General features: G+C 63.0%; 21 protein-coding genes, 1 tRNA gene and 1 riboswitch. Of the genes, 10 read left to right on the forward strand and 12 right to left on the reverse strand.

Features of this window, described 5'->3' with window-relative positions:
- Window positions 1–38: 38 nt before the first annotated feature.
- The gene (locus AC5XE7_RS09345) at window positions 39–3527 is read left to right on the forward strand and encodes a hybrid sensor histidine kinase/response regulator (RefSeq protein ID WP_495365790.1); all 3489 of its coding nucleotides are present in this window, start codon (window positions 39–41) and stop codon (window positions 3525–3527) included.
- A 26-nt stretch (window positions 3528–3553) separates the two neighbouring features.
- Here AC5XE7_RS09345 and AC5XE7_RS09350 read toward each other — a convergent pair whose 3' ends face one another.
- Together AC5XE7_RS09350 and AC5XE7_RS09355 are read right to left on the reverse strand one after the other, a co-directional pair.
- Window positions 3554–4210, reverse strand: coding sequence for a response regulator transcription factor (locus tag AC5XE7_RS09350; RefSeq protein WP_183826778.1), 657 nt, complete (start codon window positions 4208–4210; stop codon window positions 3554–3556).
- A gap of 147 nt (window positions 4211–4357) precedes the next feature.
- A complete protein-coding gene (locus tag AC5XE7_RS09355) occupies window positions 4358–4792 on the reverse strand; it encodes a hypothetical protein (RefSeq protein WP_495365791.1) in 435 nt (144 codons plus the stop codon).
- A 140-nt stretch (window positions 4793–4932) separates the two neighbouring features.
- Here AC5XE7_RS09355 and AC5XE7_RS09360 point away from each other — a divergent pair, with 140 nt between their 5' ends.
- On the forward strand, window positions 4933–5283 hold the full coding sequence (locus tag AC5XE7_RS09360) for a DUF952 domain-containing protein (RefSeq protein WP_495365792.1): 351 nt from the start codon (window positions 4933–4935) through the stop codon (window positions 5281–5283).
- Window positions 5280–6356 (forward strand): quinone-dependent dihydroorotate dehydrogenase, encoded by a 1077-nt coding sequence (locus AC5XE7_RS09365; protein ID WP_495365793.1) that lies wholly within the window; start codon window positions 5280–5282, stop codon window positions 6354–6356. Before AC5XE7_RS09360 ends, AC5XE7_RS09365 begins: the two co-directional genes overlap by 4 nt.
- A 40-nt stretch (window positions 6357–6396) precedes the next feature.
- Here AC5XE7_RS09365 and AC5XE7_RS09370 read toward each other — a convergent pair whose 3' ends face one another.
- Both AC5XE7_RS09370 and AC5XE7_RS09375 read right to left on the reverse strand, forming a co-directional pair.
- Complete coding sequence (locus AC5XE7_RS09370) at window positions 6397–7668, reverse strand: MATE family efflux transporter (RefSeq protein WP_495365886.1); 1272 nt, start codon at window positions 7666–7668, stop codon at window positions 6397–6399.
- Between the two features lie 148 nt (window positions 7669–7816).
- The gene (locus AC5XE7_RS09375; RefSeq protein WP_239801129.1) at window positions 7817–8044 is read right to left on the reverse strand and encodes a DUF6460 domain-containing protein; all 228 of its coding nucleotides are present in this window, start codon (window positions 8042–8044) and stop codon (window positions 7817–7819) included.
- A gap of 191 nt (window positions 8045–8235) precedes the next feature.
- Here AC5XE7_RS09375 and AC5XE7_RS09380 point away from each other — a divergent pair.
- A tRNA-Gly gene (locus tag AC5XE7_RS09380) sits at window positions 8236–8309 on the forward strand.
- Between the two features lie 20 nt (window positions 8310–8329).
- Here the strand turns inward: AC5XE7_RS09380 and AC5XE7_RS09385 are convergent.
- The 4 genes from AC5XE7_RS09385 to AC5XE7_RS09400 all read right to left on the reverse strand — a co-directional run bounded on the left by AC5XE7_RS09385 (window position 8330) and on the right by AC5XE7_RS09400 (window position 13471).
- Window positions 8330–8650 (reverse strand): YMGG-like glycine zipper-containing protein, encoded by a 321-nt coding sequence (locus AC5XE7_RS09385; protein ID WP_183826791.1) that lies wholly within the window; start codon window positions 8648–8650, stop codon window positions 8330–8332.
- Between the two features lie 176 nt (window positions 8651–8826).
- Window positions 8827–11079 carry a FepA family TonB-dependent siderophore receptor gene (locus tag AC5XE7_RS09390; protein WP_495365794.1) on the reverse strand — a complete coding sequence of 751 codons (2253 nt, stop codon included), beginning with the start codon at window positions 11077–11079 and terminating at the stop codon, window positions 8827–8829.
- Window positions 11080–11479: 400 nt separating this feature from the next.
- A complete protein-coding gene (locus tag AC5XE7_RS09395) occupies window positions 11480–12256 on the reverse strand; it encodes an ABC transporter substrate-binding protein (RefSeq protein WP_280199278.1) in 777 nt (258 codons plus the stop codon).
- A 120-nt stretch (window positions 12257–12376) separates the two neighbouring features.
- Complete coding sequence (locus AC5XE7_RS09400) at window positions 12377–13471, reverse strand: 2'-deoxycytidine 5'-triphosphate deaminase (RefSeq protein WP_495365795.1); 1095 nt, start codon at window positions 13469–13471, stop codon at window positions 12377–12379.
- A 91-nt stretch (window positions 13472–13562) separates the two neighbouring features.
- Window positions 13563–13640, forward strand: a riboswitch (SAM riboswitch).
- 56 nt (window positions 13641–13696) lie between these two features.
- Between AC5XE7_RS09400 and AC5XE7_RS09405 the strand changes: the two genes are divergently transcribed.
- Both AC5XE7_RS09405 and apaG read left to right on the forward strand, forming a co-directional pair.
- Entirely contained in the window at window positions 13697–14896 is a 1200-nt protein-coding gene (locus AC5XE7_RS09405) for an O-succinylhomoserine sulfhydrylase (protein ID WP_495365796.1), read from the forward strand.
- Window positions 14897–14981: 85 nt separating this feature from the next.
- A complete protein-coding gene (gene apaG, locus AC5XE7_RS09410; protein WP_239800376.1) occupies window positions 14982–15374 on the forward strand; it encodes a Co2+/Mg2+ efflux facilitator ApaG/CorD in 393 nt (130 codons plus the stop codon).
- A gap of 126 nt (window positions 15375–15500) precedes the next feature.
- Here the strand turns inward: apaG and AC5XE7_RS09415 are convergent, their stop codons facing one another.
- The 3 genes from AC5XE7_RS09415 to AC5XE7_RS09425 form a co-directional block, all read right to left on the reverse strand.
- Complete coding sequence (locus AC5XE7_RS09415) at window positions 15501–16520, reverse strand: Hsp33 family molecular chaperone (protein ID WP_495365797.1); 1020 nt, start codon at window positions 16518–16520, stop codon at window positions 15501–15503.
- 103 nt (window positions 16521–16623) lie between these two features.
- On the reverse strand, window positions 16624–17547 hold the full coding sequence (gene argF, locus AC5XE7_RS09420) for an ornithine carbamoyltransferase (RefSeq protein WP_495365798.1): 924 nt from the start codon (window positions 17545–17547) through the stop codon (window positions 16624–16626).
- A gap of 13 nt (window positions 17548–17560) precedes the next feature.
- Complete coding sequence (locus tag AC5XE7_RS09425) at window positions 17561–18754, reverse strand: aspartate aminotransferase family protein (RefSeq protein WP_495365799.1); 1194 nt, start codon at window positions 18752–18754, stop codon at window positions 17561–17563.
- A gap of 355 nt (window positions 18755–19109) precedes the next feature.
- On the opposite strand from AC5XE7_RS09425, the gene AC5XE7_RS09430 reads away from it, so the two are divergent.
- The 3 genes from AC5XE7_RS09430 (at window position 19110) to AC5XE7_RS09440 (ending at window position 22871) form a co-directional block, all read left to right on the forward strand.
- Window positions 19110–19625 (forward strand): GcrA family cell cycle regulator, encoded by a 516-nt coding sequence (locus AC5XE7_RS09430; protein WP_239800380.1) that lies wholly within the window; start codon window positions 19110–19112, stop codon window positions 19623–19625.
- Between the two features lie 492 nt (window positions 19626–20117).
- Window positions 20118–21767, forward strand: a complete 1650-nt coding sequence (locus tag AC5XE7_RS09435) for an OFA family MFS transporter (RefSeq protein ID WP_287943562.1) — start codon at window positions 20118–20120, stop codon at window positions 21765–21767.
- Window positions 21768–21944: 177 nt separating this feature from the next.
- On the forward strand, window positions 21945–22871 hold the full coding sequence (locus AC5XE7_RS09440; protein ID WP_495365801.1) for a LysR family transcriptional regulator: 927 nt from the start codon (window positions 21945–21947) through the stop codon (window positions 22869–22871).
- 44 nt (window positions 22872–22915) lie between these two features.
- On the opposite strand, the gene AC5XE7_RS09445 is transcribed toward AC5XE7_RS09440, so the two are convergent.
- Window positions 22916–23797, reverse strand: a complete 882-nt coding sequence (locus tag AC5XE7_RS09445) for a GntR family transcriptional regulator (protein WP_495365802.1) — start codon at window positions 23795–23797, stop codon at window positions 22916–22918.
- A 172-nt stretch (window positions 23798–23969) separates the two neighbouring features.
- On the opposite strand from AC5XE7_RS09445, the gene AC5XE7_RS09450 reads away from it, so the two are divergent.
- On the forward strand, window positions 23970–25133 hold the full coding sequence (locus AC5XE7_RS09450; protein ID WP_495365803.1) for a C45 family autoproteolytic acyltransferase/hydrolase: 1164 nt from the start codon (window positions 23970–23972) through the stop codon (window positions 25131–25133).
- The last annotated feature ends 22 nt before the right edge of the window (window positions 25134–25155 follow it).

Raw genomic sequence — 25155 nt, forward strand, 5'->3', positions numbered from 1 at the left:
TGATTGCCTTCAGAACCGGAAGCCATGGAAAGCGAGCCGTGCTGGGCTGGTTGATCGTCATAGCTGCAATTCTTTATGTGACGATGCTGTTTGCCGTCGCAGCCTTCGGCGATCGTCATGCGGCAAGGCGCGGGCCGATAGCGTCCCGACCCTATATCTATTCGCTCAGCCTTGCGGTCTACTGCACGTCCTGGACGTTTTTCGGCTCGGTCGGCCTCGCCTCTGAACGGGGGCTGGAGTTCCTCACCATCTATGCCGGGCCGATCCTCATCTTCATCTTCGGGTATCCGTTCCTGAAGCGCATCATCACGCTCAGCAAGGCGGAGAAGATCACCTCGATCGCCGATTTCCTTGCCGCCCGCTATGGCAAGAGCTTCGCGGTCGCTTCCATCGCCACCATCATCGCCACGGTCGGCGTTATTCCTTATATCGCACTGCAGCTGCGCTCCATCGCGGGCTCCATCGGGCTGATGGTGGCCTTCTATTCGCCCGACGTGATCTCCGACGCCTTTGTCTATCGTGACGTCGCCTTCGTCGTGGCCTTCCTGCTGGCGGTGTTCGCCGTGCTGTTCGGCACCCGCCATGCGGACGCGACAGAGCATCAGGACGGGCTGGTGCTGGCCATGGCGGTGGAATCGGTCATCAAGCTGGCCGCGTTCCTTGCCGTGGGTGTCGCCATCACGCTGTTCCTTCTGGAACGCCACGGCAATCTCTTTGAGTTCATGCATGCAAACGACATGGCGCAGGCCGCCATGGCCTACGAGACCACGCCGGCGACATGGATCGTGATGACCCTGCTGGCTGCAGCCGCAATCATCATGCTGCCGCGACAATTCTACATGACCATCGTTGAGAACCGTTCCGATCAGGAGCTGAAGACCTCCGGCTGGCTGTTCCCGCTCTATCTGGTGCTCATCAACCTGTTCGTGGTGGTCATTGCCTTCGGGGGGCTGGCCGTGGTCGGCGAGGGCGCCAGCGCCGATCTTTATGTTCTGGCGGTGCCGCTCTTCCATGGCCAGAACACCATGGCCATGATCGCCTTCATTGGCGGGCTGTCGGCCGCGACCGCCATGGTGATCGTGGAAAGCGTCGCGCTTTCGATCATGATCTCCAACGATCTGGTGATTCCACTGGTGCTGCGGCGTCTGCTGCGTTCGGCTTCCGGCGAGCGGGAGGACTGGTCGAAGGTCATCATCGTCATCCGCCGCGCGGCGATCTTCAGCATCCTGTTCATCTCGTTCCTCTATTATCTGGAGATGGCCGACAATGTGCGCCTCGTCGCCTTTGGCCTGATCTCCTTTGCCGCCGTCGCCCAGTTCGCGCCGGCCTTCGTCGGCGGCCTGATCTGGCGCGGCGCCAATGCGCGGGGCGCGGTGCTGGGCATGATCGCCGGCATTCTGACCTGGGCCTACACGCTCTTCATTCCCTCCCTGTTCCCGGCCGACACCGCCTTTCTGGTCGAAGGGCCGCTGGGCATCGCGGCGCTGCGCCCGCAGTCGCTGTTCGGCACCAGCGGCGAGCCGCTGACCCATGGCGTGTTGTGGAGCCTCTCCATCAATCTCGCTTTCTACATACTGGGCTCGTTGTCGCGCGCCTCCTATCCGCGCGAGCGCATCCAGGCGGCGATCTTCGTGCCGCGCGAGACGGGGCCGATGCCGGGCCTCAGGCGCATGCGCACCAGCGTCACCATCAACGAGGTGAAGGACACCATAGCGCGCTATCTGGGGGTGGAGCGCACCGAACGGTCGTTCCAGTCGTTCGAGCAGCGCGAGGGGCGCAGCTTCCCCGGACATTCGCCCGCCACGGACGAGGCCCTGAGGTTCGGCGAGCAGCTTCTGGCGAGCGCCGTCGGTTCCTCTTCGGCGCGCCTCATCCTGTCCCTGCTGGTGCAGCGCCATGACCGTTCCGCAAAGCGCGCCTTCCGCCTGCTCGACGATGCCTCGGACGCGCTCCAGCAGAACCGCGACCTGCTCCAGATCGCACTGGACCAGATGGAGCAGGGCATCACCGTCTTCGACAAGGATTTGCGGCTGACCTGCTGGAACCGGCAATACCGCCTGTTGTTCGATCTGCCGGACGAGATGGGGCAGGTGGGCATTTCGCTGACCCAGATTCTTGGTTTTCTGGGTGATCGCGGCGACATTTCGGGTGGCGAGGAAATGGCCGCGCTTGACCGTCTGACCCGTTTTGGCGAGCCGTGGCAACTGGAGTTGAGGACCAGCGGACGTATCCTCGAACTGCGCTCAAATCCCATGCCCGATGGCGGCATCGTTGCCACCTATGCCGACATCACCCGGCGCATGCAGGCCGATCTGGCGCTGAAGCGGGTGAACGAGACACTGGAGCAACGGGTGGCGCGGCGCACGGCGGAACTCACGCAGGTCAACGAGGAACTGGCGCAGGCGCAGAAGATCGCCGAGGAGGCCAATCTCGGCAAGACGCGGTTCCTCGCCGCCGTCGGCCACGACATTCTCCAGCCGCTCAATGCCGCGCGCCTCTACTGCTCGTCGCTTATCGAGAAAGCGCCGGAAGGGCCATTGGGCGATGCCGCCGTCAACATCGAATCCTCGCTGGAATCGGTGGAGACGATCCTCGGCGCCGTGCTCGACATATCGCGCCTCGATGCCGGGGCCATGAAGCCCGACGAGACCGTCTTCAGCCTCGACGGCCTGCTCCAGCAGATCGCCACCGATTTCCAGCCCATGGCCTCGGCCAAGGGCCTGCGCCTGCGCATCGTGCCTTCAAGGATGCATGTGCGGACCGACCGCAACCTGTTCCGGCGTCTGGTCCAGAATCTCGTGTCCAACGCGGTCAAGTACACACGGCGGGGCACTGTGCTCGTCGGTGCGCGCCGGCGTGGCGGGCTGATCGAACTGCAGGTGATCGATACCGGCATCGGCATCGGTGGCGACAAGCTCAACACCGTGTTCCGCGAGTTCATGCGCCTCGACGAGGGGGTGAGGGAAGCGGACGGGCTGGGGCTCGGCCTGTCCATCGTCGATCGCATCGCGCGTGTTCTGCACCTTGAAATCCGCATCTTTTCGCTGCCGGGCAAAGGCACGCGCTTTTCCGTGATTCTGCCTGTCGTCACGGGTGAGACCGCCCGGCCGGTCCGGTGCCAGACCCCGACGCAAAGGACTTTCTCAACGCTGGCTGGCCTGTCGATCCTCTGCATCGACAACGATCCCCGCATTCTCGAAGGCATGCGCCTCCTGCTGGAAGGGTGGGGTTGCGAGGTTCGGGCCTTTTCGGGCCTGCGTGCCTTTATGAGCGCACGCGGGCGTCTTTCGCCGCCGGACATCATTCTGGCCGACTATCATCTCGACGGCGAGAACGGGCTCGACGCCATCGATCGGCTGCGCGAAATCTATGGTCCCGAAACGCCGGCGGTTCTGGTGACGGCGGACCGCTCGACCGAGGTGCGCGGCGAGGCCGAAAGGCGCGGCGTCACCGTCATCAACAAGCCGGTGAAGCCGGCTGCCCTGCGCACCATGCTGTCGCGGGTGCGGCCGCTGGCGGTGGAGTGAAGCGGGACGCCGTCTGCGGGGGTGCTTCAGGCAGCGGCGATGGAATCGGTGCCGATCTTGGCTAGCTGAATGACGGCCTGCGTGCGGCTGTCGACGCTGAGCTTCTGGAGAATGGCCGAGACATGTGCCTTCACCGTGGCTTCCGAGACGCCCAGCTCATAGGCGATCTGCTTGTTGAGCAGGCCTTCGCCCAGCATGCTGAGAACGCGCGTCTGCTGTGGTGTCAGGGTCTGGAGCCGGCGGATCAGGTTGGAGATTTCCGGGTCGCGCTCCTCGCCGAGATCCATTTCCGCGGGCGCGGCGATGCCGCCGTCCAGCACGGTGCGCACCGCACTGCGGATGTCGTCCATGCTCGCCGACTTGGAGATGAAGCCGGATGCGCCAAGTTCCAGCGCGCGCCGGATGGTGACGGGATCGTCATGGGCGGAAACCACCACGATGGGCAGGGAAGGCTGGATGCCGTGCAGCGAGATCAGCCCGGAAAGGCCGCTGGCGCCGGGCATTGCCAGGTCGAGCAGCAACAGGTCGATGTCGCCCTCGCCGAGCAGCGCCGTCTTGGCGCTCTCGAAGTCGCCGGCCTCCACAATGCAGGGCGCATCGCCAATTCCGGCGATCGCCTCTCTCAGGGCACCGCGAAACAAAGGATGATCGTCAGCGATGACGAAAGTGTAGCCTGACGGCAATGGCGTCCTCCCCGCTCCCGATACTGTAAGAAATTGCCGGGAACAGTCGACAAACTATGCGCCCATGGCCGCGCTGTTCAAGTGCAAACTGTATATTCTTTCAGAACTTGCCGCCGGGCGGATCAATTTTGCCGGACGGAGCACCGCTCAGGTGCGATCGGGACCCGGTCCCGCAGGCGGCGGATCCTCCTTTTCCATATCCCTGACGATGCCCATGAACGACCGGAAGAAGCGCTCCATATAGCCCATGGTCTTGTTGAATTCCTCTTCCGACGGCAGGCTGGATTCGAGGCGTGAGGTGAGCGAGTTCTCGAGTTTGGCGACACGCTCCTCCAGCGCCTTCACCTGACCCTGCATCCGGTCCATTTCATCCTGAACCACGCTGCGTTCGTCCGCGGCCATGCGGCAGACAAGCTGACCGGACTGTTGGCGGCAGGTCGACATCGCGCCGGTGACCGTATCCATGCGCACATAGCCATCACCGGTCTTTTCCAGCCGGTAGCGCTCGGCATCGCCCTCCGCCAGGACGGGCGCGCAAAGCAGGCCGAAGAGGGGCAGGGAAATCAGGGTGCGGCCACGCATGCGGAAACTCCTTCCGGCCGGAACAGTGCAATTCTTCAGGTCAACAACGCCGGTCCCGGCAGAAGGTTCACTATGCCCGAAACGGGGATGGACGCACAGGCGCACTTTCCACTGCGCAAGCTTGGCGCTATAGCCCGCTCATGTCGAGCTTCATCTACAAGATCGTTCCGCAGAGCCTGTGGCGCGAGGCTGAGCGTGCCGGAACCTTCACCGGCGCGCCGGTGGATATTGCCGACGGCTATATCCATTTTTCCACGGCTGCGCAGGTGCGCGAGACGGCCTCGAAGCATTTCGCCGGGCAGGACGACCTGCTGCTGGTGGCCGTGGAGGGTGCTGTGCTCGGGGATGCCCTGCGCTGGGAACCCTCGCGCGGCGGCGCTCTTTTCCCGCATCTCTATACAGCCCTTCCCGTCGATACGGCATTGTGGGTCCGTCCGCTGCCGCTTGGCCCGGACGGGCAACACCTCTTTCCTGAACTGGAGACGGCATGAGCCTGACGGATACGATCGGCAGGAAGCTGCTGTTCTCCCTCGATCCGGAAACCGCGCATGGCGTTTCCATCGCAGCCCTGCGCTGTGGCCTGCCGGTCGGCTGCAAGCCCCGGCCTGACGAGCGCCTGCGGGTCAGGCTCTGCGGGCTCGACTTTCCCAATCCGCTCGGCATGGCCGCCGGTTACGACAAGAACGCCGAAGTGCCGGATGCGCTGCTTGGCCTCGGCTTCGGCTTTGCCGAGGTCGGCACCATCACTCCGCTGGCGCAGCCGGGCAATCCGCGCCCGCGCATCTTTCGCCTGACGGCGGACGATGCCGTGATCAACCGCCTGGGCTTCAACAATGAGGGCCATGACGTGGCGCTGCGCCGGCTGGAAGCCCGCAAGGCGCGCGCCGGTATCGTCGGCGTCAACATCGGCGCCAACAAGGACAGCGCCGACCGCATCGCCGATTACGAACTCGGCGTGAAGCGCTTCGCGCCGCTGGCATCCTATCTCACCGCCAACATTTCCTCGCCCAACACGCCGGGCCTGCGCAACATGCAGGCGCGCGAGCAGCTTGCCGAGCTGTTGTCGAGGGTGATGGCCGCGCGCGAGGCCGCGGTTGCACGACCGCCGGTGTTCCTCAAGATCGCACCCGATCTGGTCGAGGCGGAACTGGAGGACATCGCCGCCGAGGTTCTGGCGAGCGGCATCGACGGGGTGATCGTCTCCAACACCACCATTTCGCGCCCGCCCCTGAAAAGCGGCGCGGTTGCCACGGAAACCGGCGGCCTGTCAGGCAAGGTGCTGTTCGGGCGCTCGACCACCGTGCTGGCCAGGATGCGCCGGCTGCTCGGACCGGAAATCGCCATCGTCGGCGTCGGCGGCGTGGATTCGGCTGAGGCGGCGCTGGAAAAAATCCGCGCCGGCGCCGATCTCGTCCAGCTCTATACGGGCATGATCTTTGCCGGCCCTTCGCTGCCGGCACGCGTCGTATCCGGCATGAGCGCCGCGCTTGAGCGCGAGGGCGTTGGCTCGGTGCGCGACCTGCGTGACAGCGCGCTTGACCAATGGGCCGCGAAGCCCCTGTGAAGCGACGGCTCGCTCCGGAGTTGCCCTGACCGTCAGTCCGTCAGCCGCCTGAGGCGAATGTCGCGCGCTCGCGCCGGGGCAGCATGGCAAGCAGCCCCAGCCCCCGCATCAGCAGGAACAGATGCAAGGCAATCCACAGACCGTGATTGCCGAAAAACGGGGTCAGCGCAAACATGGCGGCAGCGAATGCCGCGAGGGACAGGAGCATGGTGTTGCGCATGTCGGTCGACCATGTTGCCCCAATGAACACGCCGTCGAGTTCAAAAGCCAGCACGGCGCTCATGGCCGTGAACGCCGCCCATGGCAGGAAGATACTGGCGACTTCGCGCACATCCTCGGCTGTGGTGAGCAGGGCGACCAGATCGTTTCCCCAGATGTAAAGGGCTGCGGTGGCAACGCCGGCGAGCACGAAGCCCCATATGGCGCACAGCTTCACCGCAAGGCGGAATGCCATGCGGTCTCGGGCGCCCACGGCGCGGCCGGTGAGTTGCTCGGCTGCCGTGGCGAAGCCGTCCAGAAAGAAGGAGGTGGTAAGGAAGAAATTCATCAGCACGGCATTGGCGGCCAGCGTCACCGTGCCGAACTGAGCGCCCTGGCGGGCAAACAGCGCAAAGGTCGCCAGAAGCGCGAAGGAGCGGATCATGATGTCGCGGTTGAGCGACAGCATGCGGGTGATGGCGGCAATGTCGGCGATGCGGGAAAGGCTGATGCGGTCCTGCCTGCGGAACCGCGCAAGCACGATCGCCATCCCGGCCAGCACGGCGGTCAGCTCGCCGCCGACCGTGCCCCAGGCGATGCCGGCAACGTTCCAGCCGAGATACAGCCCCAGCACCAGTGAGAAGATAACATGGGTGCCGTTGAGCAGGATTTGCAGGCCAAGCGCGGTCCTGCCCTCGCCGCGTCCGAGAAGATAGCCCAGCACGGCATAGTTGATGAGGGCGAAGGGCGCGCCCACGAGACGGATGCGCACATAGGTTTCGAGCGCCGAACTGACCTGTGGCTCGGCATCGAGAAACCGGATGCCGCCGGCCGCGATCAGCGGCGCCAGAACGGTGATGGCGAGCCCGATCATCACAGCGATGAAGAAGGCGCGCCAGAACACGGCCTGTTCTTCGCCCCGGTCCGCGGCGCCGAAGGCCTGCGCCACGAGGCCGGTCGTGCCGGAGCGCAAAAAGTTCATCGTGGTGAAAACCACATCGATGACCAGCGCACCGGCAGCCAGACCGCCAAGCAGCGCCGCATTGCCATACTGGCCGATGATCGCCGTGTCGGTGAGACCGAGCAGCGGCGTCGTCATGTAGGCCAGCGTCATCGGCACGGCGATGGCGAGCACCGTGCGGTTGGACACGATGAAGGTCTCGGCCGGGAAGGTCTCGGCTGGGAAGGTTTGGGCCGGGAAGGCCTGCGCCGGCGGGGGTGGCTTCGTGTTCACAGCCGGCTGAACTCCGCCCGTGCCGTTGCTATTTGCGATAGTTGGCGATCCGGATGAGCAGGAAGGCCGGAATCACGATCGCCGCTCCCAGCAATACATAGCCGAACACGCGATCGATGGCGCGGAAGCCGAGATTCCAGATGTCGAGGAAGAAGTTGCGGATGCCCATGACGATGTCATAGGGCGACCAGCCGAAGGCGCTCATCACCAGACCGACGAGGAAGGAGACGACGAGCAGCTTGAGAAGAACGCGCATCGGCGAATCGCCGAGAAAGCGGGCTAGGGCGGACACGACATTCTCCTTCCGATCCGTTCGTTTCTGAAATAGGCAACGGACGGCAAGGCTGCAAGCAAAACCGTGCCGGGGTTTTTACCCTCAATGAAGGCAGGCAGGGCAAACGCTTTGTGATTGCGGGGCGAGCCCCGCGCATGCTAACGAAGCGCTGCGCGGGTATGATGTAATGGTAGCCTGTCAGCTTCCCAAGCTGAACGCGCGGGTTCGATTCCCGCTACCCGCTCCAGGCTCCCGGTTTTTCTGATCTCAGTATTGCCCGCGATAGTAGCGGTCGTCGCATTCGGCGACATAGACGCGTCCGTCAGGTGCCTGATAACGGCACATCTGGCGATCGCCCGGCTGCGGGCCGCCCGAGGTTGCCACAACAGCGCCCAGAAGCGCACCGGCGCCGGCGCCGATCAGCGTGCTCTTGGTGTCGCGGCCGATGGCCTGGCCGACAAGCGCGCCACCCGCGCCGCCGAGTGCCGCGCCCGTGGTTGCACGCTGCTGCTGCGGCGTCTGCGAGCAACCGGCAAGGCCGATCGTCAGCGCCACGGCGCCCATGGCCGCGAATTTCATGATGTTCATGTTTTCCATCTCCTTGTCTGCCAAGCCATGACTTAGAATGCATATCCAAGATGAACGCAACCTGACCATGGCGGGTTCCGCTTCGTTGGTTTTTCTCCGTGCATGGATGGTACAGAGCAGAAAACGGCACCCGCGCGCTGCGCGAGTGCCTTTTCCATCAGGGGCAGGATTGCTTCTCAGAAGCTGCCCGAAAGCGACAGGAAGTAAGCACGGCCGGGTTCGTTAAACGTGTTGGCGCCCTCACCGGTGCGGAAAAGGCGTTCATCGAACACATTGTTGACGCCTGCCGCCACTTTCAGATTGTCGTTAAGACGGAAGTCGAGACTGGCATTGACGATCGTATAAGCTTTACGCGCGCTCAGGTCGTCTCCCCCACGGGGCTGGCCGCTGGTGGAGTTCCAGGTCAGCGGCTTGATCTTGCCATAGTGGGTGGCGGAAACCGTGAATCCCAGTTCCTCCGTCGCCTGATAGTTCAGCGCCGTGTTGATGGTGTACTCAGGCACCAGAGACAGCGGTTGGCCGTTCGAATCCTTGGACTCGATCATCTTCGTGGCGTTGGTGGTCCATGTCAGCTTGTCAAAAACAGGAACGGCAAGGTTCGCCTCCAGGCCGGCGATCGTGGCCGGTCCGCCATTCTCCCAGCGATAGAGGCGGCTGCCTTCCGTGGGGCGATCCGGATACTGGAACCAGACAGGTTCGTAGCCGGTGATGATCTTGTTCTTGTAGTCGTTGTGGAAATAGGTGATGCCCGCATTCCAGCCGGCGTCGTCGGTATAGTTGATGCCGATCTCTTTGTTGACGCTGACTTCCGCGTCCAGATCGGGATTGCCGATGATGTAGCACTGCATGCGATAATAAGGAGCACGGCAGCCGTTGCCACGGCTCGTATAGACGTAGTTCGGATTGAGCTGGAACAGGTTGGGAGCCTTGAAAGCCCGGGCGATGCCGGCCTTCAGGGTGATTTCCGGCGTGAAGTTGTACGAGGCATTGAGGCTGGGGCTCCAGTTCAGGCCGAACTTGTCGTGATAGTCAAGACGCAGCCCCGGCGTGAGAATGAAGGCATCGGTGATCATGATGTTGTCTTCGGCGTAGAGGCCAAACATATGCGCCGATGATTTCGGATCACGATCCGCCGGGTTGCCGGGAATGCCGAAATCGATGCCGTTGCCGATCGTCTGCGTGATCGAAATCGGATCGTCCATCATCTCGCCACGGTAGTCGACGCCGAGGGTGAGTTTCTGGTCGAAGTGGAACGAGAGCGGGATGTTGAACTCGCTCTTGGCATAGATGTTGTCGAGTGTTGCGGTACCCCATGTCGGGCCGTCTCCACCGGTCGAGATGGTGCCTTCACCCGCGCCGGCAAGGCCCTCCCTCAGGCGTCTGTTGACGGTATGCTCCCACTGGATCGAGCTTTCGGAAGTGCCGAAATCATACTGCCCGTAATGGGTTGCCGCGAGGGTCGAGCGGGTCATGCGGTTGGTCTCATCACCCCGGCGCCCCAGCTCTTTAATGATCTCGTTGGCGGTGCCGCCATACTGCGTGTCCCCCGCAAACTGGTTGCTCTGGCGGCTCCATGTCGCCTCGAAATCCAGTCGGTGAGATTCATTGATCTCCCAGGACAGGAGACCCTTCAGGTCCTTGTTGATGACGCCTTCACGGCCGGCGGGCGCAGTGGTGCCGGCGTCTTCCTCACCATTGATGTCGAGCTTGTCAGGGTCCTGTTTTCCGACGCCGGCAAAGAAGCGGTAGGACAGGAAATCGTTGATGGGGCCGGAAGCCAGCAGGTTGGCGCGCTTGCTGCCGCCTTCATCCGAATGCTCGGGAACGTTGAAATAGGTATTGACGCTGTAGGTCGCCTTGTCCGGCCGTTTGGTGATGATGTTGATCACGCCGCCCGACGAGCCCGAGCCGTAGCGTGCCGCAGCCGGTCCGCGGATAACCTCGATACGCTCGATTGCCTCGGCCGGCACCCAGTTGGAATCGCCGCGTGTATCGCGCTCGCCATTCATGCTGTAGCGCACGGAATTGCGCGACAGGACCGGCTTGCCGTCGATCAGGATCAGGGTGTTCTCCGGGCCCATGCCGCGAATGTCGATCTGGCGGTTGTTGCCACGCACGCCTGTGGCGGAATTGCCGGTCAGATTGATGCCGGGCATCTTGCGCACGATTTCGGATATGTCATTGGTCGGCGGCGTCTTTGCGATGTCTTCCGACGAAATGTTGGAGACACCGGGTGCCTGCTTGAGCTGATCCTTCGCCGAAAGCACCACAACCTCGTTGAGGACGATGGTTCCCGCCTGCTCCTGCCTGGACTTTTCCTCATCTTCCTTGGTTTTTGGGCTTGTCGTCTGCGCGTGTGCAGAAAAAAGGCTGATAGACATCAGAAGGCCGATGGCCGTCGCTGTCCGGTAGGCTCGATGGAAATTCATAGTGATTGTCCCTCACTTCGCTGTCAGCCAATACGCACCACCGGACCCGTGAGGGCCTTCCTTGTGGCTCGTCTTGCGACTGGCTGAAGCGGAGGGCGATGTGTATCGACCCGTGCAATGCCTGTGCGGCTGAACCGGATCAGTTCCGGTCAACGTGCATCCGGCGCATATCCTGCAGGCGCTTGGCGCTTGCCTGGAGACCCCCTTTTAGCTGTCTCTCCCGGGTGGAAGGCGAACAGCCGCCGAAACATGACTCAATGAGTCATGTTTCGTATAGAGGCGCTGCTCTCATGACGGAAGGGCATTTCCATGAGCCGGAAAAATATCCGGTCATACGTGGCAAAAAGGCCGCAGTAATGTACTGCGGCCTTTGTTCGGAGCAGTCAGACCGTTCCGGCTATCAATAGATGTCGAAGTCGAAATACTTGGCCTGAACCTTCTTGTAGGTGCCGTCCGCCACGATGGCGTCGATGGCGGCGTTGAGCTTTTCGCGCAGCTCATTGTCGCCCTTGCGGATGGCAATGCCGGTTTCCAGCTCAGTTCCTTCCACGTCGCCGATCAGCTTGCAGCAGGAGCCGTCATCGGAGTTTTTCAGCCAGTCGACCATGACGAACTTGTCGGAGACGACCGCATCGAGCCGGCCGTTGAGCAAATCCTGCACAGCCTCTTCCTGTGTCGGGTAGAGTTTTACGTCGGCGCCGGCCTTGGCGTAGTGATCCTGCGCATAGATTGCCTGCGTGGTCGCGGCCTGTGCGCCCACGGTCTTGCCGGAAAGCGCCTCCGGCGTGGTCCCGGCGATGTCGCTGTCCTTGGGTGCTGCGACGGCCAGCGGCGTCACATAGTATTTGTTGGTGAAGTCGACCTGTTCCTTGCGCTCATCGGTAATCGACATGGAGGCGACGATGGCGTCGAACTTGCCGGCCTGAAGGGCGGGAATGATGCCATCCCAGTCCTGTACGACGAATTCGCACTCGGCCTTCATCTGCTCGCAGAGCGCCCTGGCGATATCGACGTCGAAGCCTTCGAGCTTGCCGTCGGCAGTCAGCGTGTTGAAGGGCGGGTAGGCGCCTTCGGTGCCGATCTTGATCTTGCCGCCCTCCTGTGCCGCTGCCTGCCCGGCAACAAGGGCGATCACGGCTGCCGTTGCAACGCCTGTGAGCCATCCGGAAATACGCATTGTGTACCTCTTCCCAAAAAATCTCAGGCCCCCTTTGGCCTGAATGCAGCCAAGCACAGCAATCGGCTTGTTACAAGCCGAAAGCTTTAAGACCAAAGCAGTTCTTCTCCTGACGAAACGTCAGGCTTTGCTGCGGAAATGCTTGGAAAGTTTCAGGCCCTGCGCCTGATAATTGGAGCCGAGATCTGTTCCATACAGCGCCTGGGGACGGCGCAGCATATGCTCGTAGACCAGCCGGCCGACGGTCTGGCCATGGTCGAGGATGAAAGGCACTTCATGGCTGCGCACTTCAAGCACGGCGCGGCTGCCGGTGCCGCCGGCGGCCGAATGGCCGAAGCCGGGATCGAAGAAGCCAGCGTAGTGCACGCGGAACTCGCCCACCAGCGGATCGAAGGGCGTCATTTCGGCCGCGTGGAGAGGCGGCACATGCACCGCTTCCCGGCTGACCAGTATGTAGAATTCGTCCGGATCGAGCACGAGGTCGGCCGCACCGCGATTGTAGAGCGGCTCCCAGAAATCGAGCACGTCATGGGCGGCGCGGCGGTCGACGTCGATGAGGCCCGTGTGGTGCTTGGCCCGGTAGCCGATCAGCCCGCTGGCGTCGCCCTTGAGGTCGATGGAGAGCGCGATGCCGCCGCCGGAAATGTTGGGCTGATCCGATGCCACGAGCGTCTCCTCACGATGCAGCGCGTGCAGCTCGTCTTCGGAAAGGAGCGCATTGCCGGTCCGGAAACGGATCTGCGACAGGCGCGAGCCGGTGCGGGCAACGATGGGGAAGGTGCGCGGGCTCACTTCCAGATAGAGCGGACCCTGATAGCCGGCGGCGATCTTGTCGAATTCGGCGCCATGATCGGTCATCACGCGGGTGAAGATGTCGAGCCGGCCGGTCGAGCTCTTCGGGTTTGCCGAGGCCGAGATATCGGCAGGCAGGGCCAGCCTTTCCAGAAGCGGAACAATGTAGACGCAACCCGTTTCCAGAACCGCGCCCGCCGTCAGGTCGATCTCGTGCAGTTGCAGGCGGTCGAGCTTGTCGGCGACGCTGTGGCCGGGGCCGGGCAGAAAGGAAGCGCGCACGCGCAGCGCCTTCTCACCAAGCCGCAGGTCGAGGCTGGCAGGCTGGATTTGGTCGGAATCGAGCGCGCGCGGCGTGCTCAGCGCGCCGCTTTCGAACAAAGCTGCGATGTCCTGATCGGGAAGAATGCCTGTCTGACGCACAATACGCTCCCGGCCGTGGAATGGGGCCAATGATCGAAAATGTCTTAAACATACGGCCAATTGACGCAAGACCGGGGGAGGTTTAAAGAAAGGCTTATCCCGTGGTGATTTGGCCGGTCGGCTTGCAGCCACGTTAAACAAGTCGCTAAAGGACCGTCGGGCTCATAGGCCGTCTGTACCGGTTGCGACTTTCGCGACCGGTTTTTTGTTGTTCGGAAGAGAGCCATGACATCAGACAAGACACGTAACTGGAGACCCCGTACCACCCTGGTGCATGGCTCGACCCTCAGGTCGCAGTTCGGCGAGATGTCAGAGGCGATCTTTCTCACGCAGGGCTATGTCTATGACACGGCCGAATCCGCCGAGGCCCGCTTCAAGGGCGAAGTGCCCGGCTTTATCTATTCGCGCTATGCCAACCCCACAGTCGACATGTTCGAAAAGCGCATGTGCCAGCTCGAAGGGGCGGAGGATGCCCGTGCGACCGCCTCGGGAATGGCCGCCGTCGCCACCGCGATCCTGTGCAGCCTGAAGGCGGGCGACCACATCGTTGCGGCGCGCGCCCTGTTCGGCTCCTGCCGCTGGGTGATCGATACGCTGGCGCCGCGCTACGGCATCGAGGCCACGCTGGTCGACGGCAAGGACATCGCCAACTGGGAACAGGCGGTGCGCCCCAACACGAAGCTGTTCTTCCTCGAAAGCCCGACCAATCCGACGCTGGAGGTCATCGACATTGCCGCCGTCGCGGCTCTGGCCAATTCCATCGGCGCGCGGCTTGTCGTCGACAACGTCTTCGCCACGCCCCTGCTTCAGCGCCCGCTGGACCTCGGCGCCCATGTCGTCGTCTATTCCGCCACCAAGCACATTGACGGGCAGGGCCGGTGTCTGGGCGGCATCATCCTGTCCGACAAGGAATGGATCGACGAAAACCTGCACGATTATTTCCGCCATACCGGGCCTTCGATGTCGCCCTTCAACGCCTGGACGCTGCTGAAGGGGCTGGAGACGCTGTCGGTGCGCGTCGACCAGCAGATGCGCTCCGCCGCCCGCATCGCCGATTTTCTGGCGCAGTCGCCACAGATCGAACGTGTCGTCTATCCCGGCCGCCCCGACCATCCGCAGGCCGATATCATCGCCCGGCAGATGTCGGGTGGCTCGACCCTGATCTGCCTCGACGTCAAGGGCGGCAAGGAAGCGGCCTTCGCCTTCCAGAATGCGCTGGATATCGTGCTGATCTCGAACAATCTGGGCGATGCCAAGAGCCTCATCACGCATCCGGCCACCACCACGCACAAGAACCTCAGCGACGAAGCCCGCGCCGAAGGCGGGATCGGGCCGGGAACGCTGCGCCTGTCGATCGGGCTGGAAGATACGGACGATCTGCTGGAGGACATCGGGCAGGCCTTGTCGCGCGCTGGCAAGGCTTGACCTGACGGTTTCGCAGGCCAATTCTCCGTATGGAATATCGCGCGCCGATGGGGAGGCGCGCGAAAGCTTCCGGGAGATGCGGATCATGTACAGCGCCACCACGCGCGACATCGAGGTACGGGTCAGGCCGTTCTATCTGGAGGAACGGTCGGACCCCTCTGGCGGCCGTTATGTGTGGGGCTATCGGGTAACGATCCGGAACCACTCGCCCGAGTTCGTGCAGCTCATGTCTCGCCATTGGCTCATAACCGACGGTGCGGGGCGTATCGAAGAGGTTCGCGGCGCCGGCGTCGTTGGCGATCAGCCGGAACTCAATCCCGGCGACAGCTACGAATATACATCCGGATGCCCGCTCACCACGCCGTCGGGGTTCATGGCGGGTACCTACACGATGCGCACGGCGCGGGGTGAAACCTTCGACGTCGTCATTCCACCTTTTTCGCTCGATCTCCCGGACGAACGCCGCACGGTCAACTGACGGATGGAAAAAGGGCGGAAGCCTTGCTTCCGCCCTTAAAGCGTGTCGCGATCTTTCAGATTTGTTTTTACACATGTCGCCCGAAACCGGTTCCCACTTTCGGGCGACATGCTTTAGCTGCGATCATCAGGGGCCGGCAGGCAGGAAGTCGGCCGGTTCGAAGTCATAGGCCTTCGAGCAGAACTGGCACTCGACACGGATGCGCCCGTCTTCGACGCTGTCCTGTATTTCCTCGGCGGTGAAGCCGCGCAGCATGCCCTCGATCCGCTCCTGCGAGCAGGAGCAGCGGTCGGCGACCGCCGCGCTCTCGAACACGCGCACGCCATGCTCGTGGAACAGCCGGTAGAGCAGGCGTTCCGCCCCGACGGTCGGGTCGATGAGTTCGGTGGGCTCCACCGTGGCAAGCAGCGCCAGAAGCTCCTGCCAGGCGTCGTCCTGCGGATGGTCGCCACCTTCGCTGTCATCGCCGTCGCCGCCGTTCAGGTCAGGCATGCGCATCCGTTCGGGCGCCTGCGGCAGGAACTGGGCGAACATGCCGCCCGCCCGCCAGCGCTCCTCGCCACCTGCGAACACCTGCCTCGCAACCGCCAGCCTGAGATCGGTCGGGATCTGCTCCGACTGGCGGAAATAGACGCGCGCCGCTTCTTCCAGCGTGATGCCGTCCAGCGCCACGATGCCCTGATAGCGCTGCATGTGCTCGCCCTGGTCGATGGTCAGCGCCAGCACGCCGGAGCCAAGCAGGCTGATTTCGTCGACCCTGCCTTCGGCTTCCAGCACGGTCACCCGCTCCGCATCGAATTTCGCGTAGGCGCGCAGCGCATCCGGCGTGCTGAAATCGGCAACCAGCATGTCCACCGGCCCGTCCGTGCGGGTCTGCAGAATGAACTTGCCCTGAAACTTCAGCGAGGTGCCGAGCAGAACCGTCAGCACGCAGGCCTGCGCCAGAAGCCGGGCGACCGGCTCGGGATAGGCATGGCGCGAAAGGATGGCGTCCAGCATGGCGCCAAGCTGAACGGTACGGCCGCGCACGTCGAGGGCGGAGACCTCGAAGGGCACGACATGGTCGTCGCCTGCATGGCCGAATTCGCCAAGCTTCACGTCGCGGGGCTTTGGATCTTGTCCGGTCACTCGAATGGATTCCAGCATGTCTTGTCTCCGGCCACAGGCCATGCCTTCACGCGGAAAGGCCGGCCCGGCATCGTCTTGTTGTGGGATGGTGCGCCGGAGATAGGCACCGTCCCCCGCTTATTCAAGCAGCGCGCTCGGCACCGAGACACCAGGCCAGAATCGCCTTCTGGGCGTGGAGTCGGTTCTCGGCCTCGTCGAACACCACCGAGTTCGGTCCGTCGATCACCTCGTCGGTCACTTCCTCGCCACGGTGGGCGGGCAGGCAGTGCATGAACAGCGCGTCGGGCTTTGCTCTGGACATGAGCTGCGCATTGACCTGATAGGGCAGGAACACGTTCTGGCCACGGGCGCGGTGTTCCTGGTTCATCGACACCCAGGAATCGGTCACCACGCAGTCGACGCCGTCCACGGCCTCCTCGGCGGTCGGGAAGAAGGTGACGCTGGCGCCGTTGGCACGGGACCAGTCGACATATTCCTGCATCGGCTCGCTGCCCTGCGGCACGGCGACGTTGACGTTGAAGGAGAAGCGGGCAGCCGCCTCCATCAGCGAATGCAGCACGTTGTTGCCGTCGCCGGTCCAGGCGAAGGTGCGCCCGGCAACCGGCCCGCGATGCTCTTCAAAGGTGAGCAGGTCGGCCATGATCTGGCAGGGGTGGGTGTCGTCGGTCAGTGCATTGATGACCGGCACGCTGGCGTTTTTGGTCAGCTCGATCAGCCGCTGATGCTGGGTGGTGCGGATCATGATCGCATCGACATAGCGCGACAGCACCTTGGCAGTGTCGGCGATCGTCTCGGAGCGGCCAAGCTGCATCTCGGTGCCGGTCAGCATGATCGTCTCGCCGCCGAGCTGGCGCATGCCGACATCGAACGACACGCGGGTGCGCGTCGAGGGCTTGTCGAAGATCATGGCCAGAACCCTGCCCTCCAGCGGGCGGGAGCGTTCACCGGCCTTGAGACGCGCTTTTCGCTTCGCCGCATCGTCCAGCATGGTGCGCAGATCCGGCGCAGAGATAGTGGAGAGGTCGGTGAAGTGGCGCAGGCTCATAGGTGGCTTCCAATCACTTTGCTTCTGCGGGAGCATTTGCCAGACTGGCGACGCTGGCGCGGATGCGGGAAAGCCCTTCCTGGATTTCCTCTTCCGTCAGCGTCAGCGGCGGCAGCAGGCGGATGACGTTGTCGCCGGCCGGAACCGCAAGCAGCTTGTGCTGGCGCAGGGCCGTGTTGACCTCGCCGGCGGGAACAACGCACTTCAGGCCAAGCATCAGGCCGCTGCCGCGGATGCCCTCGATTACGCCCGGAAACTCGTCGCATATGGCCGCAAGGCCCTGCTTGAAGAGAAGCGCCTTGTGCTGGACTTCTTCGAGGAAGCCGTCCGCCAGCACCACGTCAAGCACCGCATTGCCAACGGCCATGGCCAGCGGGTTGCCGCCGAAGGTGGTGCCGTGTACGCCGGCTGTCATTCCTTTGGCCGCTTCTTCGGTCGCCAGACATGCGGCCAGCGGGAAGCCGCCACCGATACCCTTGGCGATCGCCAGCACATCGGGAGCAACTCCGCTCCATTGGTAGGCGAAGAGCTTGCCGGTCCGGCCGATGCCGCACTGGACCTCATCGAATATCAGCAACAGACCGTGCCTGTCGCACAGCTCACGCATGCGCTTCAGCGACTGCGTCGACAGCGGGCGGATTCCGCCTTCACCCTGAACCGGCTCAACGAGAATAGCGGCGGTTTCGGGCGTGATCGCCTTTTCCAGCGCTTCCATGTCATCGAAAGGCACCTGATCGAAGCCATCCGCCTTGGGACCGAAGCCTTCCAGATATTTCTGCTGTCCGCCGGCCGCGATGGTGGCGAGCGTGCGCCCGTGGAAGGCGCCTTCGAAGGTGATGGTACGATAACGCTCGGGCTGGCCGTTGGCGTAATGATAGCGGCGCGCCGTCTTGACGGCGCATTCCAGTGCTTCAGCACCGGAGTTGGCGAAGAAGACCTTGTCGGCGAAGCTGGCCTCGGTCAGCCGCTCGGCCAGCCGTGTCTGCTCGGGGATCTCATAGAGATTGGAAAGGTGCCAGAGCTTGCCGGCCTGTTCGGTGAGCGCTGCAACCAGATGCGGGTGGCTGTGGCCCAGCGAGTTGACGGCAATGCCTGCGGCGAGATCGAGATAGCGCTCGCCCTTGTCGGTCACCAGCCACGAGCCTTCGCCGCGCTCGAACACCAGGGGTATACGGGCGAATGTATCGTAAAGCGCCGAGCCGCTCATTATTTCTCCCCCGGACCGGAAACTAAAAAGCCGCCATGCGGCGGCTCCCAGCGCTTATCATGATTTAAGGGGAGACTGTCAATGGAAAGGTCGTTTCACGAAGCCCTTTCAGTCCGCCGGTTTCGCGGCGTCATTTCGGCTTGAAAACAGGTCAAGTTGGGGAAAACCCTAAAAACTGATTCGGGTTCTGGCCGGGACTCTTGTCACCGAGTCCATGCATATTGTAATCATGGGCCGGAAATAACCAGATTTCGTGCGGCTATTCCAATCATCCACATAGATGTGGTGCCCGACCGGCTTTTGCCGGAACGGAGAGGGAGTCCGGGAGCCGCGCGATGCAAAGGAGTGCAGTCTTATGAACTGGACTGACGAGCGCGTAGAACTGTTGAAAAAATTGTGGGCCGAAGGGCTGAGCGCCAGTCAGATCGCGGCGCAGCTTGGCGGCGTCAGCCGCAACGCGGTGATCGGCAAGGTGCATCGCCTGAAGCTGTCGGGCCGTGGCCGCACGACGGCTGCTCCTGCCCGCCAGAAGAAGGCGTCTTCGGCGCCTGCCGCGTCCAAGCCGGTTCGTGCCGCCGCCCCGGCGCGCAGCGCTGCCCCGACCATCGGTGCAACCGCATTGCAGGTTCAGTTCGATGCCGAGCCGGTGGCGCGCCAGCAGTTGCGCTCTTCCGACAATGTCGTGGTGCCGATCTCGCGCCGCCTCGACCTGACGCAGCTGACCGAGCGCACCTGCAAGTGGCCGAATGGCGATCCGCTTTCGGAAGACTTTCATTTCTGCGGAAATGAGGCCGGAGAATCCGGGCCTTACTGCGCCTATCATGCAAGGCTGGCTTTCCAGCCGGCTTCCGAACGCCGGCGCGCCCGCTGATCTCTTTCTCTTCCCGGATTTTCATGATGTATTCCGAAGGCTCCGGTTCAACCGGAGCCTTCTTTGCTTTCGGGTTTTGACCCGGCCCGGAAGGTTCAGGCTCTCCTCGCGCATCTGCGGCGGCCGACAGGGTGGACAAATTGTCCGGCCAAAAAGGACAATTTGTCCATAGACGATTCCTTTCAGTCGATAAGCATTTGAAATCATTGGCGCCGTCCAACTGGCACGGCCATTGCTTGGTATTTGCCGGCAATGGAACGGGAGGGATGTGCATACGGCCGGCTGCCCTGGGGCAGGAGCCGGCAGCGCCGCACAGGCAAAGCGGCGCGCAGGAAGAGGGGGCATCGGACCGCAAACAGCGTCCGCATTCGGATGGTTCCGATGCCTGTCAGTGGTTGGGAGCGCGCCGGCGTCCATCAGCGGATGCGAGGCGGGTCCGGGTAACAGCAGGACGACGCACGGACAGGATCCGGCGGGACGGAGGAGGTCTTCATGTCCACGGCAAGTGAAACATTTACAGGCGATGTCGGGATTCTCGACAAGGAGCGCATCGTCGCTCAGCCGGGCTTCAACAGGTGGCTGGTGCCGCCGGCCGCGCTCGGCATACATCTTTGCATCGGCATGGCCTATGGCTTCAGCGTGTTCTGGCTGCCGCTGTCGCGCGCCATCGGCGTCAGCCAGCCCGTCGTCTGCGCCGACATGAGCCTGATCTCGGCTCTCTTCACCACGAGCTGCGACTGGCGCGTGTCCGATCTTGGCTGGATGTACACGCTGTTCTTCGTGCTTCTCGGCTGCTCGGCCGCGATCTGGGGCGGCTGGCTTGAGAAAGTGGGGCCGCGCAAGGCCGGTTTCGTCTCGGCCATGTGCTGGTGCGGCGGCATGGTGCTGGCCGCCATCGGCATCATCACCCACCAGCTCTGGCTGATGTGGCTGGGCGCGGGCGTCATCGGCGGCATTGGTCTGGGTCTCGGCTATATCTCGCCTGTGTCGACGCTCATCAAGTGGTTCCCCGACCGGCGCGGCATGGCGACCGGCATGGCCATCATGGGCTTTGGCGGCGGCGCCATGATCGGCGCTCCGCTGGCCGACATCCTGATGAACCACTTCCAGTCCGACACGTCCGTGGGCGTATGGCAGACCTTCCTCGTCATGGCCGCGATCTACTTCGTGTTCATGATGGGCGGTGCCTTCGGCTATCGCATCCCGCCGAACGGCTGGAGGCCGGAAGGCTGGACCCCGCCGGCATCGGCGAAGCAGAGCATGATCACCACGCGCCACGTGCATCTGCGCGATGCGCACAAGACCCGCCAGTTCTGGCTGATCTGGATCGTGCTGTGCATGAACGTGTCGGCCGGCATCGGCGTCATCGGCATGTCGTCGCCGATGCTGCAGGAAATCTTCGGTGGCCGCCTGATCGGCCTGCCCGAGCTTTCCTTCACCGAGCTGGACAACGGCCAGCGCGCGGCAATCGCCGCCATCGCGGCCGGTTTCGCCGGGCTTCTGTCGCTGTTCAACATCGGCGGGCGCTTCTTCTGGGCGTCGCTCTCCGACAAGCTCGGCCGCAAGAACACCTATTATACGTTCTTCATTCTGGGCATCGTGCTCTATGCGATGGCGCCCACGGCGGCAGGCATGGGCAATCAGGTGCTGTTCGTCAGCATCTTTTGCATCATCCTGTCCATGTATGGCGGCGGCTTCGCCACCGTTCCCGCCTATCTGGCCGACATCTTCGGCACCCAGTTCGTCGGCGCCATCCATGGCCGGCTGCTGACCGCATGGGCAACCGCCGGCATCCTCGGCCCGGTCGTGGTGAACTACATCCGTGAGTTCCAGATCGCCGCCGGCGTGCCGCGCGAGCAGGTCTACGACTTCACCATGTACATTCTGTGCGGCATGCTCGTCATCGGCCTCATCGCCAACATGATGGTCCGGCCGCTGGATGCGAAATGGTACATGTCGGACGAGGAAGTCGCCAGCCTGCAGGCAAAGACCGCGGCAGCCAATGCGGGGCCGACCGGTTCCTTCGGCATCGGCAAGGGCGGCTTCGACGCAAAGGCGGCATTCGCCTGGGCGGTCGTCGGTATCCCGATCCTGTGGGGCGTGTGGGTGACGCTGGAGAAGACGGCAGCCCTGTTCGGCTGATCTGAACGGCCGATCCCGGCGCGGTGATTTCGCGCCGGGATCGCATGTTGAGAGAACGCGCCTTGCGCCGGGGCATTTCCGCTTTCTCCGAACTGCGGAAAAGCTCCACCCCATTGTTCCGATGCAATTCCGCTTCGCGCTTTTGCCGGAATTGCTCTGGCCATCAGGTGGGAAGCGATGCTGGTCGAACGGCTGGAACTGTTCATGGTTCTGGCGAGGGAGGAGCATTTTGGCCGTGCCGCCGAGCAATGCGGCGTCACGCAGCCCACCTTATCCTTCGCCATCAAGCAGCTTGAGCAAATGCTGGGGGTGATGCTCGTCGAACGCGGCTCGCGCTTTCGCGGGCTGACACCGGAAGGCAGGCAGGTGCTGGCCTGGGCCCGGCGCATCGTCTCCGACACGCGCTCGCTGCAGGAGGAAATGCGCGCCGCGCGCGCCGGGCTTTCCGGGCGCCTGCGCATCGCGGCCATTCCGACCGCGCTCGCCATCGTCGCCGGCATCACCACGCCTTTTCACGAAAAGCATCCCGGCGTCAGCTTCTCCGTGCTGTCGCGCACTTCGGTCGAGATCCTGTCGATGCTCGGCAATTTCGATATCGATGCCGGCATCACCTATATCGATCACGAGCCACTCGGCAACGTCATCACCGTGCCGCTCTACAGCGAACGCTACCATCTGGTCGTGTCGGGCAGCGCTCCGCTGGCGGCGCGCAGGACGGTAAGCTGGGCCGAGGTCGCGCAACTGCCGCTGTGCCTGCTCACGCCCGACATGCAGAACAGGCGCATCATCGACAGCCATCTGGCGCAGACCGGCCTGTCGGTGCGGCCGACGCTGGAATCGAATTCCATGGTGGTGCTTTTGTCACATGTGCGCACCGGCATATGGTCGTCGATCATGCCGCTCAATCTCGCCATGGCGCTTGATTTCGGTGGATCGGTCCGCTGCATCCCCATCGTGGAGCCACAGGTGCAGCATATGGTGGGCATGGTGGTGCCGAAGCGCGAGCCGCACACGCCGCTGGTTGCGGCTCTGCTTGCCGCCCTGCGCAAGGCAGAGGGACTTTCCGCTTCAAATTCGGAACCGGAGAAGTTGCCGGCGTTCTGAGCGGGGTCCCGGGCTGTGTTGCGCCCCGCCGAGGCGCGGGTTGTTTACAGCCCGCCTGCCTTCTTCAGGTGTTCGCGCATCAGCGATTCCGCCCATTCCAGATTGCCCTTGTCGACGGCATCGAGAATGGAAAGATGCTCGTTGCAGGAAATCCGGATCCGGTCGATCGACAGCTCCTGATAGATCGCGGACTCCCACATGCGCCGCAGGCTGTTCTGTTGCTGCACAGCGGAAACCAGAAACGGGTTGCCGGAGAACGAGGCCAGCGCCTCGTGGAAGCCGGCATTGACCTGAAACCACTCGTCCGCGCCCGCATTGCGCCCAAGGCTCAGAATGCGCTCATGGCCGAGCCGCAGCTGCTCGACGCGTTCGGGCTGCGCATCATAGCCGGGAATGCGGAACGCGGAGCACTCCACGATCAGGCGGAACTGGTAGCTCGCCTTGAGCTGTGTGGCATCGAGCGAAGCGACGAACCGCCAGCCATGTCCCTGCTGGCGCTCGGCAAGGCCCTCGGCGGCAAAGCGCATCATCAGGCGGCGAATGAGACCGCGCGAGGCGCCATAGCGCGGGATCAGCTCGCTTTCGGAAACTTCGGTGGGCAATTCGCCGCGCGCTCTGTCGCGCATGATGCGGGTGAACAGCTCCTCGGTTTCCGAGGCAGGCACCACGGCATCCAGCTCGACGCCGGCCATGTCGCGCACCACTGCGAGACGGCCGGTCGATGTCTTCTCCAGAATTCCTCGGTCGAGAAGAAGAGATAGCGCCCGCGTCACCGGGGATCGCGAGACCCTGAATTCCGCGGCAAGCTCTGCAGACGACACGCGCGCGCCTGCGGGTGCCGACCGGTCGCGCAGATGCGCAACGATCCTGCGGGCAAGATCCAGTTGCAGATCGGTGGTGTGCATATCTGCATTTTGAATTGTCATAGTGTATTGCCGGGTAGCTGCATGAAGCCAGACATATCAAAAATTACACGTTTTCCCACGCTGTTTTTTCGGCATTCGGAAAATTCGATTTCATCGCGAAATTCTGCTTTTCATAAATCTAAAATGCAGTTATTGATGGCTGGAAATTTGATGACAGACTGGGGATGTTCAGGTGAAGAGTGTCGAGCCGTTTCCGCTTGTTGATTTGAGCGGGTCTCCCCGTGAACGTGGTCTGGCCTATGGTGCTGCTGCAAAAGAGCGGATCGACCGTTCCATCGCCCTCTATCGGGGGCAGTTGCGCGCTGCCGGCTATGATCTTGGAGACCTCGCCGGTCTTTCTCAGGATTTTCGCAAGCGCGTCGGTGACTGGGCCCCGGAAATGCTGGAGGAAATGGACGCCATAGCCGAAGGCGCCGGCGTCGATGCCGTCGACATTCTTCTCATCAATGCCCGCACCGAGCTGGTGCAGCTGGCAAAGCGCAAGGTGGCGGCGAATACCAGCGAGCCCGACGGATGCACGGGTGTCGTGGTGTTGCCTGAAGCCTCCGCCACGGGCGAATTGCTGCATGCGCAGACATGGGACTGGCTGGCCGAATGCGCCGATACGGCAGTCGTGCTGCGAATCCGCCGCGATGACGGGCCCGATGTGCTGACCTTCACCGAGGCCGGCGGCATGGCCCGCAACGGCTTCAACTCGGTCGGCACCTCCATCACCGCCAACTATCTGGAATCGGATCGCGATTACCGCACCCTCGGGCTGCCGCTTTCCCTCATCCGCCGCAGGGCGCTTGAGCAGCAGCATTTCTCCCAGTCGGTGAAGATCGTGGCGACGACCCCCAAATCGGCGTCGAACAACATGATCCTGAGTACCGTTCAGGGCTTTGCCGTCGATCTCGAATGCGCGCCGGACGAGGCGTTTCCGATCACGCCGCAGGACGGGCTCATTGTACATGCCAACCACTGGCAAAGCCCGGTGGCGCTCTCCAAGCTGAAGGAGATGGGGCTGCACAACATGCCCGACAGCATCTATCGCGATTTCGTGGTGCGGCGTCATCTGCGCGGCTGCGGCGATACCATCGGCGAACAGGATATTCGCGATGCGCTTTCGGACAGGCTGGGCGCGCCGTTTTCGGTCTGCCGTCCGCCGATACCCGGCATGTCGGGCAACCTTTCGGCCACGGTGGCGACGCTGCTGTTCCGCCCGGCTGCCGGCACCATGGAGATCACGCCGCTGCCGGCGATCAACGCTGAGGCCACCATCTACCGGCTGGAGATGGAAAGTGCCGTGCGCGCCATGAACTCGGGAGCCCGCGAGAAGGTGCTGGCGGATGCCTGAGCGAAGATGCATAGGAGCTGCA

It is taken from the genome of Aquamicrobium sp. YD-1-mutant5 (assembly GCF_059509755.1).